At 64.8% G+C, this 15525-nt stretch carries 12 protein-coding genes; 4 read left to right on the forward strand and 8 right to left on the reverse strand.

Annotated elements, in window-relative coordinates:
- The coding region (locus V7P99_RS13770) for an amino acid permease (RefSeq protein ID WP_333795406.1) at positions 1 to 693 on the forward strand (693 nt) is incomplete at its 5' end.
- Between the two features lie 123 nt (positions 694 to 816).
- Here the strand turns inward: V7P99_RS13770 and V7P99_RS13775 are convergent.
- Positions 817 to 2937 carry a heterodisulfide reductase-related iron-sulfur binding cluster gene (locus tag V7P99_RS13775; protein ID WP_333795407.1) on the reverse strand — a complete coding sequence of 707 codons (2121 nt, stop codon included), beginning with the start codon at positions 2935 to 2937 and terminating at the stop codon, positions 817 to 819.
- A gap of 655 nt (positions 2938 to 3592) precedes the next feature.
- Between V7P99_RS13775 and V7P99_RS13780 the strand changes: the two genes are divergently transcribed.
- The gene (locus V7P99_RS13780) at positions 3593 to 4564 is read left to right on the forward strand and encodes a hypothetical protein (RefSeq protein ID WP_333795408.1); all 972 of its coding nucleotides are present in this window, start codon (positions 3593 to 3595) and stop codon (positions 4562 to 4564) included.
- Complete coding sequence (locus V7P99_RS13785; RefSeq protein WP_333795409.1) at positions 4561 to 5148, forward strand: cytochrome b/b6 domain-containing protein; 588 nt, start codon at positions 4561 to 4563, stop codon at positions 5146 to 5148. The genes V7P99_RS13780 and V7P99_RS13785 overlap by 4 nt, the downstream gene beginning before the upstream one ends.
- Before the next feature lie 118 nt (positions 5149 to 5266).
- Here the strand turns inward: V7P99_RS13785 and V7P99_RS13790 are convergent, their stop codons facing one another.
- From V7P99_RS13790 to V7P99_RS13820, 7 genes are all read right to left on the reverse strand, one after another.
- Positions 5267 to 5803 carry a periplasmic heavy metal sensor gene (locus V7P99_RS13790; protein ID WP_333795410.1) on the reverse strand — a complete coding sequence of 179 codons (537 nt, stop codon included), beginning with the start codon at positions 5801 to 5803 and terminating at the stop codon, positions 5267 to 5269.
- Positions 5800 to 6324 (reverse strand): hypothetical protein, encoded by a 525-nt coding sequence (locus V7P99_RS13795; protein ID WP_333795411.1) that lies wholly within the window; start codon positions 6322 to 6324, stop codon positions 5800 to 5802. The genes V7P99_RS13790 and V7P99_RS13795 overlap by 4 nt, the downstream gene beginning before the upstream one ends.
- A gap of 26 nt (positions 6325 to 6350) precedes the next feature.
- Positions 6351 to 6956 carry a sigma-70 family RNA polymerase sigma factor gene (locus V7P99_RS13800; RefSeq protein ID WP_333795412.1) on the reverse strand — a complete coding sequence of 202 codons (606 nt, stop codon included), beginning with the start codon at positions 6954 to 6956 and terminating at the stop codon, positions 6351 to 6353.
- Between the two features lie 131 nt (positions 6957 to 7087).
- Positions 7088 to 10039, reverse strand: a complete 2952-nt coding sequence (locus V7P99_RS13805; protein WP_333795413.1) for a bifunctional [glutamine synthetase] adenylyltransferase/[glutamine synthetase]-adenylyl-L-tyrosine phosphorylase — start codon at positions 10037 to 10039, stop codon at positions 7088 to 7090.
- A gap of 85 nt (positions 10040 to 10124) precedes the next feature.
- The gene (locus V7P99_RS13810; RefSeq protein WP_333795414.1) at positions 10125 to 11591 is read right to left on the reverse strand and encodes a sensor histidine kinase; all 1467 of its coding nucleotides are present in this window, start codon (positions 11589 to 11591) and stop codon (positions 10125 to 10127) included.
- Positions 11575 to 12255 carry a response regulator transcription factor gene (locus V7P99_RS13815; RefSeq protein ID WP_333795415.1) on the reverse strand — a complete coding sequence of 227 codons (681 nt, stop codon included), beginning with the start codon at positions 12253 to 12255 and terminating at the stop codon, positions 11575 to 11577. Before V7P99_RS13815 ends, V7P99_RS13810 begins: the two co-directional genes overlap by 17 nt.
- A 134-nt stretch (positions 12256 to 12389) precedes the next feature.
- Complete coding sequence (locus V7P99_RS13820) at positions 12390 to 13859, reverse strand: Do family serine endopeptidase (RefSeq protein ID WP_333795416.1); 1470 nt, start codon at positions 13857 to 13859, stop codon at positions 12390 to 12392.
- A gap of 169 nt (positions 13860 to 14028) precedes the next feature.
- Here V7P99_RS13820 and V7P99_RS13825 point away from each other — a divergent pair, with 169 nt between their 5' ends.
- Positions 14029 to 15306, forward strand: a complete 1278-nt coding sequence (locus tag V7P99_RS13825; protein ID WP_333795417.1) for a peptidoglycan-binding protein — start codon at positions 14029 to 14031, stop codon at positions 15304 to 15306.
- The last annotated feature ends 219 nt before the right edge of the window (positions 15307 to 15525 follow it).

Here is a 15525-nt window from a genome sequence, read left to right on the forward strand (position 1 = left end):
GAGATCTACACCGGCATGGGCGTCGCCAACGCGCTCGCCCGCATTCTCGGCGGCAGCTCGTTCGTCGCCAATATTCTCGTCGTTATGCTGATCCTGGCCTTGCTGCTGTCCATCATGACGTCCATGGCCGGGTCATCGCGCACGCTCTACCAGGGCTCGATCGACGGCTGCCTGCCGCGATATCTCTCCCACGTCAACGAGCATGGCGCGCCGACCAGCGCCATGTGGACGGACCTGTGCTTTAACCTGTTGCTGCTCCTGATGTCCGACTACGTGTTTGTCCTGGCGGCGTCCAACGTCGGCTACATCATGTTCAACTTCCTCAATCTCAACTCGGGATGGATTCATCGCCTGGATCGGCCCAACTGGAGCCGCCCCTACAGGGCGCCCACCGTCCTTCTCGCGTTTGGTACCCTTCTCGCCTATCTCAACCTCGTGCTGATGGGCGTGGGGGCGAACATCTGGGGCTCCGGAACGCTGATGACCGGCCTGCTGTTTGCTGCCCTGATCATCCCGGTGTTCCTGTACCGGCATTACGTCCAGGACGGCGGCGTCTTCCCCAAGGCAATGCTCGACGACATGCAGCTCGCCGCTGCCGAGGTGCGCGTCACCAGGCGGGCCGGCGTCCTGCCCTATGTCACGCTTCTCGCCGGCGTGCTCATCGTCTACGCCTCCCACAGCCTGACATCGTGAGAAACTCAGCCTCCCCCCAAAAAAACAGCGAGAGGAAGCTCCCCTCGCCGCTCACCCCCGCTATCGTGCTCTTGCTTGCCGGGACATAGGCCCCACGGGCGTGCCATCCCATCGCGCTCGGCCTCAAGCGGCTTTGACGTCCTCCGGCTCATCGTCCTCCACGCACTCGGCGATCAGCTCGATCAACTCGCGCACGACGAACTGGCCTTCGTAGCCGCTGGTCTTCAGCGCATCCTCGAACATCGTCAGGTCCTTAGGACAGGAGACCACGAACACCTGCAGGCCCTCGATGGTCCCGGCTTCCTTCATGCGGTTCTGCGATGGCTTCTCCAGATCCACGGGATCGGGGATCCAGATACGTCCGCCGCCTGCGCCACAGCAGAACGAGTTGTCCCGGTTGCGTTTCATCTCCACAAGCTCGCATCCGAGCAGCTCCAGGATATCGCGCGGTGCATCGTATCCCTTGTTGTATCGACCGAGGTGGCAGGGATCATGGAAAGTCACGCGATAGGCGATCTTCTTCTTCAGCTTGATCCGCCCCTCTTCAATCAGCGTTCTCACCAGCGTCGTGTAATGCTGGATCTCGAATGCGCCATCGAAGTGGGGATACTCGTTGCGGATCGTGTTGTAGGAATGCGGGTCCGTCGTCACGATGGACTTGAACTCACAGCCCTTGAGCGTGTCGATATTCGACGTGGCCAGATGCTCGTAGAGACCTTCCTCGCCCACGCGGCGCACGTCGTTACCGGCATTCATCTCGCCTTCGAAGAGAAGTCCGAAATTGACCCCGGCCTTGGTCAATAGCTTGGCGAACGCCTGGGAGACCTTCTGGTTGCGTGGATCGAACGAGGCGTAATCGCCGACGAACCACACCACGTCCACCGGCTCCTTGCGCGCGTCCTTGATCTCGAAAGGCAGCGCCTTCGTCCACGCTGCACGCTTGCGCTTGGATTCCCCGAACGAGTTGCCGCTCTTGTGGATCGACTGCAGCGTCTTCTGCAGGATGGGCTCCATCTCGCCATCCTCGACGAGCTTGCGGCGCATCTGCACGATGACCGGCACGTGCTCGATCGCGACCGGACAGATTTCAACGCATGCCATGCAGGACCGGCACGCCCACAGCGTCTCGGCAGAAATCTGGTTCAGGCCAGTGCCATGCACCTCGAGCAAGGAGTCCGCCGGCAGGCTTCTCGATTCGAGCGTCGCATTGGAAAACTCACGAAGCGACAGGATCAGGTCTCGCGGCGACAGCGGCGCCCCGATCGCATTGGCCGGACACGCTTCGTGGCAGCGGCCGCACTTCGTGCAGGCGTCGAAATGCAGAAGCTGTTTCCATGTGAAGTCGGTGATGGTTGCGCAGCCGGCGCTTTCCTCATCCTCCGGCACCTTGGGAAGCACGCGGCCGGCCTTGGGGTCGCGGAACATGAGCGAGGCGGCTGCCGTGAAGATATGCTTCACCTTTGTGAACGGGATGAGCGCGATGAAGACCAATGCCAGGATGCCGTGGAACCACCACAGGCCAAAACGGAGCGATCCCGCCGCCTCCGCCGTGAGCCCGACGCCCGCCATGCCATGGGCGAGGAGCGCGCCCACCGGCGACCACCAGCGGAAGTCCCACACCGTCGGACGGTCAGCAAGCCAGATAAGGCGCGCCGCCTCGAGGAAGAAGCCGGTGATGCCGATGATGATGAGCGTCCACAGGAACGCCCAATCCTCGCGCCGATAGGCAGTGCGGTCGTAGCCTGGCTCGCCCGGCTTCCGATCCGGGCGCGCATAGTCGAGCTTCGGCAGCTTCAGCCACTTCCGCCGGTACATCATGTAGATGAGCCCGACAATCAGCGCGACGCCGGCGACATCCATCACCAGCGAGAACACGAGATAGAAATCGCCATACCAGAAGCGCAGACCGAACAATGGCTCGACGATGTCGTACTCGAGCGTAATGGTTGAGGTGCCGATGAACAGCAGGATAAAGCCGAAGAAAATGGCGGCATGCATCCGGCCGGCGGAGGGATCGCGACGCTTCAGCGTGCGATGGGTCAGCATAGTCTGAACCATGTCGAGAAAGCGGGTCCATAAAAGGCCCCAGGCCGCATCCGGGCGCCCCCTCCGGTACTTCCGAACCTCGACATACACGCCGTATATGAAAACGGCGATGGCGGAATACCCTATCGCGTAGAAGAGCTGGATGGTTTGCGGCTGAAAATCCTCAAAGAGGATGCGTGTTATGTCTTTCGGATCCACGTCAGCACCCCAATTGCCGCGTAAAGCCAAGTGCTGTATCGGTTTTCCGGTCGTTCACCGCTTCGCTAAGGATCGCGGTGCAGGAATTTCAGCGCGGCCCTACGGCCCAACGGACCAATCCGATCCTGCGATCGCCACGGCGCTGCGAGAGCCGGGAATTGCCCGGTCATTGATTGGAATAGCGCCACGATGTCGAGCTTTCATCACCGGCGCATCTTTAACAATCACCCTTATGACTTACATCCAAAGGAGTATCCGAATACTTTGTCGGATGAATTGGCCGGCAAATGATTCCTCGAGGGAAAGCATAGAAATGTTCATTCTTTCGCATTGCGAAATCGTATTGCGACGCGAAGATCTGGCGAAAGGAGGGAGAAACTTTCCTTGGCCAAGCGTTCACGTATGGCCTTGGAATTGACCTGCACTTCTCCCGGCGGGTGCGCCCCAAACACGTGCCTCCGCCGGATGGCACACGCACCGCGAGCGACACGCGATGCCTGATCCGAACCGGATGCCGCGGCGGATGGAGCCGCTCGTGGGAGCCGGTTGGACGGCTGCCGTGAGCTTGCTCCTGCTCATCGGCCCTATCACCCCAAACGCCGCCGAGGAGCCGAGGCGCTTGGAATGCATGGCCTGCCATGCAGGAGCGAAGCGGATGGATGCCGGTGTTGATACGGGCCGCACCCGCAGCGTCACGATCAGCGCGGGAGATTTCCGCAATGGCGACCATGGCAAGGTCGATTGCAACGATTGTCACGTGAAAGGTTTCGACACCTTTCCCCATTTCCGGAAAAAGACCGAGACGTGCATGAGCTGCCATCCCCGCAAGGAGGAAGGCGCCCGGGCGGATCAGCCTTATGACTTCGATCGCATCCGGAGAGAGTTCGAAGGCACCGTCCACTTCACGGAATTCAGCCATGCCAAGGAGAGGTGCTGCGGCACCTCGGCCGAACAGCCGGCCCGTCCAGGCGCGCTCGCGCCAAGCGGCGGCACCGCGGCAAAGACAGCACATCGCTTCACATGCGAGCACTGCCATGAGCCGCACTATTTCAAGGCGACGGAGCGGATCAAGGAGCCGCGTCTCATCAGCGACAACGACAACGCCCCTTGCCTGCGCTGCCATCAGGATGGCGCCACGGGCCCACTGGCCGATCCATCAGCATCGGGCCTCATCGCGGCGCATCGCTACCTTCCCCACGCCCAGCTCCACCTCGACGGGACACGCTGCATCGATTGCCACACGACCGTGACCTCGGCCGTCGCCCACGATCTGCCTCTCGGCAGAGGCGCCGACCAGGGCTGCAACACCTGCCACAGCATCGACAGCGTACTTCTCGGCCGTCTCTACCGGTATGTCGCCAACACGGGATCGGACACCCTCGGCTTCAACAATTCCCGCATGCTGCAGGACGGCTATGTCATGGGAGCCAATCGGCATCGATGGACGGACGCAGCAGCGTTCCTCCTGATGAGCCTCGGCCTCGGTCTCGTTCTGGCCCACGGCGGGTGGCGTATCCTGTCCCGCCGGCAGGGCCCATGGTCGACGGGGAGCAAGCGAGCGAAGAACGAAGCCAACGGGCGGAGGCCGGCTACGTCGCGTGCATCTGGCAATGGAGGCGCGGCATGACCCCCCTCTGGGTCCGTCTATGGCATTGGGCCGTCGCCGCCCTCTTCGTCATCCTGGTCCTGACCGGGATCGTGCTCACGTACTCGCGTTCGAGCTTCGCCTTCATGAACTACGGGCTCGCCGATACGCTGCATCAGGTGACGGGCATCATCTTCTCGATCCTGTGCGGTGTCTTCCTCGTGGTGGCGCTCGCCGGAGGATACTGGCGCGGCTATCAGCGGCGATGGCAGGGGCTGGGTGCCCGCATGCGCCTGCACGCTACAAATGTTGTTGAGGGCGGATCGGCGACATCCGACGCAGAAGAGACAAGCCGCGCGCGTCTCGAAGCTTCACGCGGGCTGCTCTTCCTCGTCCAGCAGTTCCTTTACATTCTGAGTGTCGTCATCCTGTCGCCGCTGCTTGCCATCACCGGCGTGTTCCTGCTCTACCCGGAGCTGGCGCCGCAAAAGGTGGCCGGCCTCTCGGGCCTCTGGACCTTCGCGCTCGCGCATTATTGGGCCGGTCTCGCGGGCGCGCTGTTTCTATTGTTCCATATCTACATCGCCACCATCGGCGGCTTGCGGCGCATGATCAAAGGCCGGTAGGGCGCAGCGCACGCCGGTCGCGCCTTTCGCCCGACGCTCCCTCGAATACGCACGAGCGGTTCCAAGCTTGCTGCTCCCAAGCTCCAGCCCAGCGGCTGGCGCCTGGATCAGAAGCGGCTCACTTTTCCGCGCGATCCTCACCCTTCTTCGATTTCCGCTTCGGAAGCGGCTCGCTCTTCTTCCGCCACCAGTCCGCCAGCCTACGGCGCTCATCCACGGTGAGGCGCTCGACATGATCGAGAAAGATCCCAACCGCCTCCTGGCGCAGCGTCCGCTCCTTGTCGCTTACGGCGCCAAGTGCGCTCTCGACGGCAGCCCTGTCGAAGGGATCGGCTGCGAGCTTTTCGGCCGCATCCCGCCGCGAGGCCCGAATGTCGTCGATCAACGGCCGCAGCCGCACGCGGTCATCCCGCAGCTGCTTGCGAATTTCCTTGCGGCGGGCCTCCGGCAGCGTGCGCGTGAGCCCCATGAGTCCGAAGTCTTCGCCACGCGGATGCCCCCGAAACCCCGGGTGATGCTTGCCGAAGCCGAACATGGTGCCGCCGACAACGCCGACGATCAAAAGATTGAGGGCGAGCGACGCGACCAGCGCGTATTTCAAGCGCCGCGAGGCGCGCGGCCTCGGCTCGGCTCCGGGCTGGGAGACGTCGCTCAAAGCAGATCCTCCTCAAACATGCTGAAGGCGTCCGAGTCGAAGGCGATCTGACCGGAGTCGAACTCCATATCGCCAGAGGCCTCGGCCATGAGCGGAGCGACGGCCTGGTCGAACGTACCCGCGACACCAAACAAGGTCCCGAGCACGAGCGAGGCGGCAAGCAGCGCGGCTGCGGGCCACTCCCTATCCCTGTGCATCGGCGGCCGGCGGCTAGAAGAAGCCGGAGCGACTGCCGCCACGGCCGGCAGAGCCGCCGCAGCAGGCGCTTCGGCGATTGCGGCGGCAAGGATACGGTCTGCAAGCGCCCGTGTGTCGATTTCACGCTCGGGCGCAAGGTCGAGCAGCCGGTCGAGCGCCTCTGCTTCGCGCAGGCGCGTCTTCGCTTCGGCGCTCTCCGCAAGCAGGCTGGCAAGATCCCGGCGCAAGGGCGCCGGCCAGCGCGTGCGGTCGCTCCCGAAACGCTCCAGGACCTCGTCCAGGGCCGCAAGCCCGTTTGCTTCCATCATGGTCTCATCCGTCATCGCCGTCGTCCCGGGCCTTCCAAATCTCATTGCTCGCTCAGCAGCAAGCTTTTCCAATCTTTCGCGAGCCGCGTGCGCAGCGCCCTTCGGGCGCGGGCGAGGAGACTCTCCACCGCCTCGTCCGACACGCCCAGAATTTCGCCCACCTCGGCCTGGCTCAAACCCTCGTGGTGAAAGAGCGTCAGCGCCCGGCGCTGCCGGTCCGGCAGTCCGGCCACCGCCTCCCCGACACGGCGGACGAGATCCTGCTCTTCCAGCTCCACGGCCTGCGTCGGAGGCTCCTCCACCTCGGGCACCTCGTCGGTAACGACGGTGCGCCGCCCCGCACGGATCCGATCGAGGCACAGGTTCGTCGCCACCCGCCTGAGCCAAGGCCGCAGCCCGTGCGGTCCAAGATCGAGCGTTTCACCCGAGCGCCACAGCCGCAGCATGGTCTCCTGCGCGATGTCGTCGGCCTCCGCTTCATCCCTCAGCATGCGCCGCGCCAACGCCACGATCGCACTCAAATGGCGATCCATCAGGACACGAAACGCCTGTGCGTCCTGGCGGGCGACGCGTGCCAGCAGTACGCGGTCCTCAGGCGCATCCGGCCAGGGACCCCCGGTCACGTTGGCTCCCGGCGTCGTGCCCATCGGTCCGCTTGGTCCCGACCCCACCTTCACCCCGTCACATCTCACGTGTTTGCTGGGCAGCGCCACCGGATCTCGCTCCGCAACTGGTCTCGTGAGCAAGAACGGCCGCACCCATTGGAATCCGTCGCAACTTAACCGATCAAGCGGCGAAACAGTACTGCAACCGCTGATAGCGTCTCGCGCAGCTGGCCCTCGAGGGTGGCGAAATCGGGCGCATCCCCGGCCCTCGCCAGCAGCGCCTTGAGGCCGCTTGGCGCCGTAGCGGGATCGAAAACCTCATCAAGACATAGCCTTAGCACCTGCGTCAGGCTGTGCGTCAGGCGCGTAGCCTGGATTAGGGTTTCGGCATCGGCAGCGGCAAGCGCCCCCGCTGCGGCCAGCTTGCGGAAGGCTGCCAAAGTGTTCTGGTCCAGCACCTCGCGGTGGGCGCCGGCATGCACGAGTTGCAGATGCTGAGCGATGAATTCGAGATCCACGAGCCCCCCGCGCACCTGCTTCAGGCTCCAGATGTTGTCTGTGCCCTTCTCGGCGGCGATGCGGGTCCGCATATCCAGCACATCCTGGGCTATGGCCGCGTCATCGCGACGGCGCACCAGCGTATCGCGGATGGTCGCCTCGACCTTGCGACGGAGATCCGCCGGCCCGGCCACCACACGCGCCCGCGTCAGCGCCATATGCTCCCAGGTCCACGCCTGTGTCGCCTGATACTCTCGGAACGTCGAGAGCTGGGCGGCGACCGGCCCTTTCTGCCCGGACGGGCGCAGCCGCATATCGACCTCGTAGAGCGTACCCTCGGCGGTTGGGGCCGAGAGATGCGAGATGAGGCGCTGCGTATAGCGCGCATAGTACTGGCTCGGCGCGAGCGGCTTCGGTCCATCGGACTGGAGGGCGGCCGGATCGAAATCGTAGACGACGATGAGATCCACATCGGAGGCAGCGGTCATCTCGTGCCCTCCGAGCTTGCCCATGGCGAGGACCACAGCTCCGCCGCCGGGAATACGTCCGTGCGCTCGCTCGAGCTCCCGCTCCACATCCTCTGCGAGCGCGGCGATCAGCGTTTCCGCCAGGAGCGCATACGCCTCGCCCGCTTCATCGGCGTTGATGGCACCGGAGAGAACCTTGACGCCGATGAGGAACCCCTGCTCGCTGCCGACGATGCGCGCGCGGTCCAGCACGTCCTGCGGATCGGATGCGAGACTCAGCTCGGCGGCGATCGCGTCTCCGAGTTCCTTGGCGGACGGGAGCGCCGCAAACGTCTGCGGATCGATGACCGCATCGAGCAAGCGGCGGCGGCGGGAAAGGATGCGGGCCAGGCGCGGCGCTGTGCCCATGATATCGGCGATGAGCCGTAACAGGGCCGGATTTGCCCTGAGCAGCGAAAAGAGCTGCACGCCGGCCGGCAATGCAGCCAGAAACGTATCGAAGGTCGCGATCGCCCGATCCGGATCGGCCGTATCGGCAAGCGCCTTGATCAACGCCGGCTGCACCTCCGTCAGGAGCTCCCGCGCGCGCGCCGAACGAACCGCCGGATAGCGGCCATGGTGCCAGCCGCGCACGGACGCCAGCAAATCGCTCGGACGCGCGTAGCCCATTCGCGAAAGTGCCGTAACGGTGCCAGGATCGTCCGTCTCTCCTGCGAACACGAGGTTCTCCCCTTCCGCCGTCAGGTCGGGTGAATCCTCGAACAGGCGCGCATAGTGCCTCTGCACGCGCTTCAGCACGGCAAGGATCTCGCCCGAGAACTCGGCGAGGCTCCCGTAGCCGGCAAAGCGCGCGAAGCTTTCGAGCTGTGCCTGATCGCTTGGAAGCTCATGCGTCTGCTCATCGGCCACCATCTGCAGCCGATGCTCGATCCGGCGCAGATAGAGGTACGCATCGGCCAGGTCGTCGGCAGTCTCCTTCGCGAGCCAGCCGTTGGCGACGAGCATGGCAAGCCCATCCAGTGTACTGCGGACGCGCAGACTGCGCTGCCGGCCGCCGGCGATAAGCTGCTGCGTCTGCACGAAGAACTCGATCTCGCGGATGCCACCCGGGCCGAGCTTGATGTTCTGCCCTGCCACTCCGATCGCGCCGAAGCCGCGGAACGCATGGATCTGCCGCTTCATGGCGTGGACGTCTGTGATGGCGGCGAAGTCGAGACTACGGCGCCAGACGAACGGCGCCAGCTCCGCGAGAAACGCTTCACCGGCATCGACATCGCCCGCGACGGCGCGGGCCTTGATAAGGGCGGCGCGCTCCCAATTCTGGCCGAAGCTCTCGTAATAAAGCGCGGCGGCATCGGTCGAGAGTGCGATCTGCGTCGCCCCCGCGTCGGGCCGCAGGCGGAGGTCGGTGCGGAACACATAGCCCGTCGCCGTGCGTTCGCCGATCAACCGCACGAGATCGCGCGTCAGGCGCACGAAGAACGTCGGCGCCTCGAGCCCCGGCTTGAGCCTTGCGCGGGCCGGTTCATAGAAGACGATGAGATCGATGTCGCTCGAATAGTTGAGCTCATAAGCGCCGTATTTGCCGACGGCGAGGACCATGTAGCCCGAGGTCGCCTCGGGCTCGGCATCGCTCGGATCCGCAAGCCAGTCGCCGCGCGCGGCCGCCTCTCGGAACAGGAAGCGCACGGCGCCCTTGAGAGCCGCGTCCGCCGCCGCGCTGAGGGCCCCCGTCACCTCGTCGACGCTCCAGACGCCAGCGAGATCCGCGAGCGCGATCAGCAGCGCCACCTCGGACTTGTAAGCCCGCAGCGCCGTCATGGCGTCGGCGAGGGTACCGATCTCGGCAAGGCTTGCGGAAAGCGTATCGGTGAGGTCGGCGAAGCGGCGCTCCGGAATACTCCGCAGCAGCCGCTCGAGGCGGGCGGGATCGCGCAGCGCCTCGGTACGGAGAAAGGAAGAGCCCGCCGCGACACCGGCCATCAGGGCACGGGCCGGCTCCGTCTCAAGGAGAGCGACGAGGCCGGCAAGCGAGGCCTCTCGGCGCCAGTCGTCGAGAAGGAGATCGAGGCTCGCACCGCCTTGCGGATCCTGCGGCAAGCGTTTTTCCGCATCCAGCCGCTCGAGCAACGTGCCGTTCGCTGCGATGTCTGCCGCCATGCTCCCGCTCCGTCGCGCCCGGCCTGCTGGGCCCGCCCGGATCGTCTATTCACTCATCGCCTCGCGCGCAAGCGCCGCTGACGACTTACGGCGCGCGGGCCTCGCCGATCTCCTGACCGCGGGATGACCGCTGAGCCGCATGCAGGAGCGGGAGAATGAGCACCACGCGCAGGCCAGGAGCGTTGTCCTCGAGGCGCACCGATCCGCCATGGAGCCGCGCCACGGCCGCAACCAGGCTGAGACCTAGGCCTGTCCCCGGCTTGGTGCGGCTCTTTTCGAGGCGCACGAAGCGGCGCAATGCGCGATCGCGGTCCTGGGCATCGATGCCGGGCCCCCTGTCGGCAACGGAGATTTCCGCCATATCCGAGCTGGCACGCACCTTGACCGACACTTCAGCGCCGGCGCTGCCATCCCCGCGCGTGCGCGCCGCCTCTGCCGAATATTTGATGGCATTATCGACCAGATTGGCCACAGCCTGCCCGACGAGTTGCCGATTGGCGGACGCCACGATCCCCTCGCCAGCCTCGATCGCAAGGCTGAGCCCCGCTTCCTCGGCAACGGGCTCATAAAGCTCTGCCACGTCACACACGAGATGTCCGAGATCGAACGCTTCGGCGCTCTCTTCCACCACGCCGGCCTCGAGGCGCGCGATGAGAAGGAGCGCGTTGAAGGTCTTGATCAGGTCATCCGCCTTCTCGATGGTCGCCTCGAGCCCTTCGCGATACCCTTCGGCCCCGCGAGACTCCCGCAACGCCGCTTCCGCGCTGTTGCGCAGCCTGTTGAGCGGCGTCTTGAGGTCGTGGGCGATGTTGTCGGAAACCTCACGCATGCCGTTCATGAGCTGCTCGATACGCTCCAGCATGGAGTTGAGGCTCTCCGCCAGCTCATCGAATTCATCTTGGGCGCCGGTCATCGGCACGCGGCGCGAGAGATCGCCCGCCATGATCGAGCGCGTCGTCGCGTTGATGGCCTCGATGCGCCCAAGAACAGAACGGCCGATGGCAATGCCTGCGATGATGGCTGCCAGAGCAAGCGCGCCGAACCCCCAAAGGAACGTTCGCTTGATGCGCGCGGCGAGCGCCAACTGCTCCTCGACATCCCGGCCGACGACGAGGCGCAGGCCAGCGCCAACGGGGACCGGCACGGCAACGCCGAGCCTGTCGGCGCCGAGTGCGTCGCCGTCGCGGACGAAGCGGAACACGCCTCCGGCTGGACTCTCGGCGATCTCACGTGGATATGCGCGCAGATTTCCGGCGAGCTTGCGCCCGCTCTCGTCGGCAAGGAAATAGAGGCTCGCCCCATCCGTGCGGCTCAAGAGACGGATGCGCTCGGCGAATGCATCGGGTTTGCTGCTTGCGGCCTCATGCGCGAGTTCCGCCGCCGTGCTGCGCAGCTCGTCCACCACGTGCTCCGTGAGCAACGTGTTCGTCTGCCAGAAAAGCACGCCGACGATGAGCGCGGCGGCCGCAAGGAAAGCGGTAGCGCTTACCGCGGCAAGGCGGAACGCCTGCGTCCCCATGATGCGCACGGCAAGATCAGAGAGCGCCGTCACGGACCATGTATCCAGCTCCGCGCACGGTGTGCAGCAGCGGCCTGTCGAAACCCTTGTCGATTTTCGAGCGCAAGCGCGAGACGTGCACGTCGATGACGTTGGTCTGCGGGTCGAAGTGATAATCCCACACGTTCTCGAGCAGCATGGTGCGCGTCACCACCTGTCCGGCGTGCTTCATCAGGTATTCGAGTAAGCGATATTCACGCGGCTGTAACTGGATCGGCTCGCCCGCGCGCGTGACCCGGTGAGACAGGCGGTCCAGGATGAGATCACCCACCGCATAGCGGGTCTCCTGCTCCTCGGGGATGGCGCGCCGGCCCAGGGCTTCGACGCGCGCCAGCAGCTCCGTGTAGGCGTAGGGCTTGGTGAGATAGTCGTCGCCCCCTGCGCGCAAACCCTTGACGCGATCGTCAACGTCTCCGAGCGCGGAAAGAATGAGCACGGGCGTCCGGTCTCCCTCCGCGCGTAGCGTGCGCACGACTGAGAGGCCATCGAGCTTGGGCAGCATGCGATCTATGATGAGGACATCGTAGGCGTTCTCCTGAGCCATGGCGAGACCGCTCTCGCCATCGCCTGCGAGGTCGGGTGCGTGCCCGCTCTCCTTCAGGGATTTTTGCAGAAATTGCGCCGTCTCGCGGTCGTCCTCGATCACCAACACGCGCATCAGTCGCATCGCCTCCGAAACCGCGGTTGGCGGCTGAGGCGCCGCCCGCCGACTTCCCCCCGTCAGATACATCGGGGCGGCCCGGCTCCTCAAGAGCCGCGCCGCCCCATGGTTCACTCCGTTGCGGCGCTAGCTCAGCCCTTTTGCTTGAGCTGCACCGGCACGTAGCGGGTCTGGTTGGACGACTTGACCGAGAGCATCACCGCCGTGCGGTTGAGTTCCTTCGCCTTCTTGATGCCATCGGCCACGTCAGACGGACCGTTCACCACGCTGCCACCGATCTCGAGGATCACGTCGCCGGCTTTGATGCCCTTCTCGGCAGCATCCGAGTCCGGGTCCACCTCCGTCACCGTCACGCCCTCGCCGCCGACCTTGAGAGGCGCCAGCGTAAGGCCGAGCTGCTCGAGCGCCGTCGTCGTCGGATCGGCGGACTTGCCCTGCTCAAGATTGGCGAGTTCCTCCGTCGAGCCCGGGAACTTACCGAGCTTGACCTTGACGGTCTCTTCCTTGCTTCCGCGCCACACTTTGACGTCGACGCTCGTATCCGGCGCGTAGTCGGCGATCTTGCGCGCGAGATCGCGGCTATCGGCGATCACGTCGCCATTCACCTGGATGATCGCATCCTGAACCTTGAGACCGGAAACGGATGCCGGGCCGTTGGGCGTGATCTCGCTTACGAGCGCACCCTTGGCGTCAGGCAGGCCGATGGCGGCAGCGGTATCCTCATCCACGTTCTGGATCTTGACCCCGAGCCAGCCACGGCTCACGGAACCGCTCTTCTTCAGCTGGTCGATGACGTCGACGGCGGTGCGGGCCGGCACGGCGAACGCAATACCGACGTTGCCGCCCGACGGGCTGAAGATCGCCGTGTTGACGCCAATCGCCTTGCCGTCGAGATTGAAGGTCGGCCCGCCGGAGTTGCCCTTGTTCACGGCCGCATCGATCTGGATGAAGTCGTAGGGTCCCGACCCGATATCGCGGCCCAACGCCGAGACGATACCGGCCGTCACCGTGCCGCCGAGGCCGAACGGATTGCCCACCGCCAGCGCCCAGTCGCCGACGCGCGCCGGCTTGTCGGCGAACTCGACGAACGGGAAGGTCTTGGACGACTTGATCTTCAGAAGCGCGATGTCGGTGCGCGGGTCGGTCCCAACCAGCTCCGCCTCGAGCTTCTCCTGATCATCGAAGCTGACCTGGATCTTAGTCGCGCCGTCGACGACGTGGTTGTTGGTCACGACAAAGCCGTCAGCCGAGATCACGAAGCCCGAGCCCTGGGCCTGCGTCGGCCGCTGCTGCGGCATGTTGCGGAATTCGCGCGGCAGGTTCTTGAAGAACTCGTAGAAGGGGCTGTCCTCGGGAATGTCCGGGAAGCCCTCTGGCAAGCCGCTCCGCCCCCGCCGATCCTTGCTTCCGGCAACGACCGAGATGGACACCACCGACGGCTTCACTTTCTGGATCACGTCCGCGAAGCTGAGCGGCGCGCGGCCGAACGGCGTTTCGACACTCGGCTTGTCGGGTGCGAGCTGCGCAAGCGTCGGCGTCATGCCGAAACCGGCCGCCAGCACGGCAACGGACGCCACGGCCGCCGTGGCTACGCCGGCCACCTTGCGTCTCGAGCTCCCGTGAGATTTTGGCCCGATCTTTGCTCCGGGAGTTCCGGTATCGGAATTAAGCATTCAATCCTCCGCTCAGAAAGCGCTGCAATCGACTGTCACCGGCAGAGTTAGTCCCTTTGGCCTTACGGCTGCCTTTCGGTCACGTTAAGAGTTCGTAATGCGCCAAGATCGTTCCCGTGAAGTCCGCCCGCGACCCGCCATCGTGCGCTGCATCCGGTATGCCGCCGCCCTGGCTCTCGCATGCGTAGGCGCAGCCGCAGCGGCGTCCGTCGCCTCCGCTGGCAACGCCAGCCGCCCCGTTTCGGCAGGAAGCTCGTTTTCATTGGTACGCCCGATTGCCGTCTTCGGCGCTGACGACCGGGCGTTCCTTCCCGCCGGCATGACGGCGCTGAGCAAATCCATCGGCCTCCTTTACGAGGACCGGTCGCATTCGGTCTGCACCGCCTTCTGCGCGGGCGACGATGTGATCGCCACCGCCGGCCATTGCCTGTTCCGCACCGAGGGCGAGCGCCCTCTCCGCCTTACGGGCATTCGCTTCCGCCTGCAGCCCGAGGGGGCCACGGTCGCGAGCTCACGCATTGCCGGATCAGCCCAGAATGGCGAGGCGCAGCATATCGCCGCCGGATCTCGCGCGCTTCGCGTCAAACCTCCAATCGATGCCGTCCAGGATTGGGCGCTGATAAGGCTCGAGCGGCCGATATGCCGGGGCCATGCCCTGCCTATCAGCCGCCAGCCGACAAGCGCGTTGCTCAAGCTCTCGGCCGCCCAACGCGTCTATCAGGTGAGCTATCATCGCGATTTCGGCGCCTGGGACCTGGCGCTTGGCAGGCCGTGTCCCATCCGCCGCTCGTTCAAGGGCGCGGACTGGCGCGCCATCGAGAAAGACTTCACTGACGCCGCCCACGTCATCCTGCACACTTGCGACACCGGCGGAGCGTCTTCCGGATCCCCGCTGCTCATCGATGGGCCGAACGGCCCTGAGGTCATCGGCATCAACGTGGGCACATATCTCCAATCTCGAGTGCTGACGCAGAGAGGCGAAGTCGTCCATCGTTACAAATCCGAGACGGTGGCGAACACGGCCGTCGGCGCCGCCGCGTTCCGTCCCGCGCTGGAAGCTCTCGCGCACGCAGACATCATCTCGACGCGCACCGGAATGCTTTCACTGCAGCAGCTTCTCGCCTCCGAAGGACTGTACGAGGGCAAAATAGATGGCATCTACGGCCCGCGCCTCAACACCGCCGTGCGGGCCTTCGAACGGAACGAAGGGCGCCGTGAGACAGGTCTCGCCACAGCGGCGCTGATGAAGCGGCTCGCGGCCCGCGCTGCCGAGCGGCGCAGCACGCTGTCCTCACGGCATCATCATCCGCAAATGGAAACCGGCAGCGTCGGATCGCACACCGTCTCACGCGACCGCGCGCGGCTACCGCGCTAACGCCGAGCCTTTCGGCTGATCCGCACGCCGCGTTGGATATCGTTAGACTGCTTCCGGAAAAGCGGGAACCGGTCATGGCGAAGCCATGCAAGTCAAAAGTGTCCGACGAGAAGCACGAAGGAACAAAACCTAGAGCCGTTCCCGTTTCCACTTAAACCGGAACGGCTCTAGAGCCTTTTCCGAGCTTACAGAATCGCTAGGGGATTCCCATGTGTCGCG

The sequence above is a fragment of the Hyphomicrobium sp. genome (assembly GCF_036780825.1).
Taxonomy (GTDB): Bacteria; Pseudomonadota; Alphaproteobacteria; order Rhizobiales; family Hyphomicrobiaceae; genus Hyphomicrobium_C.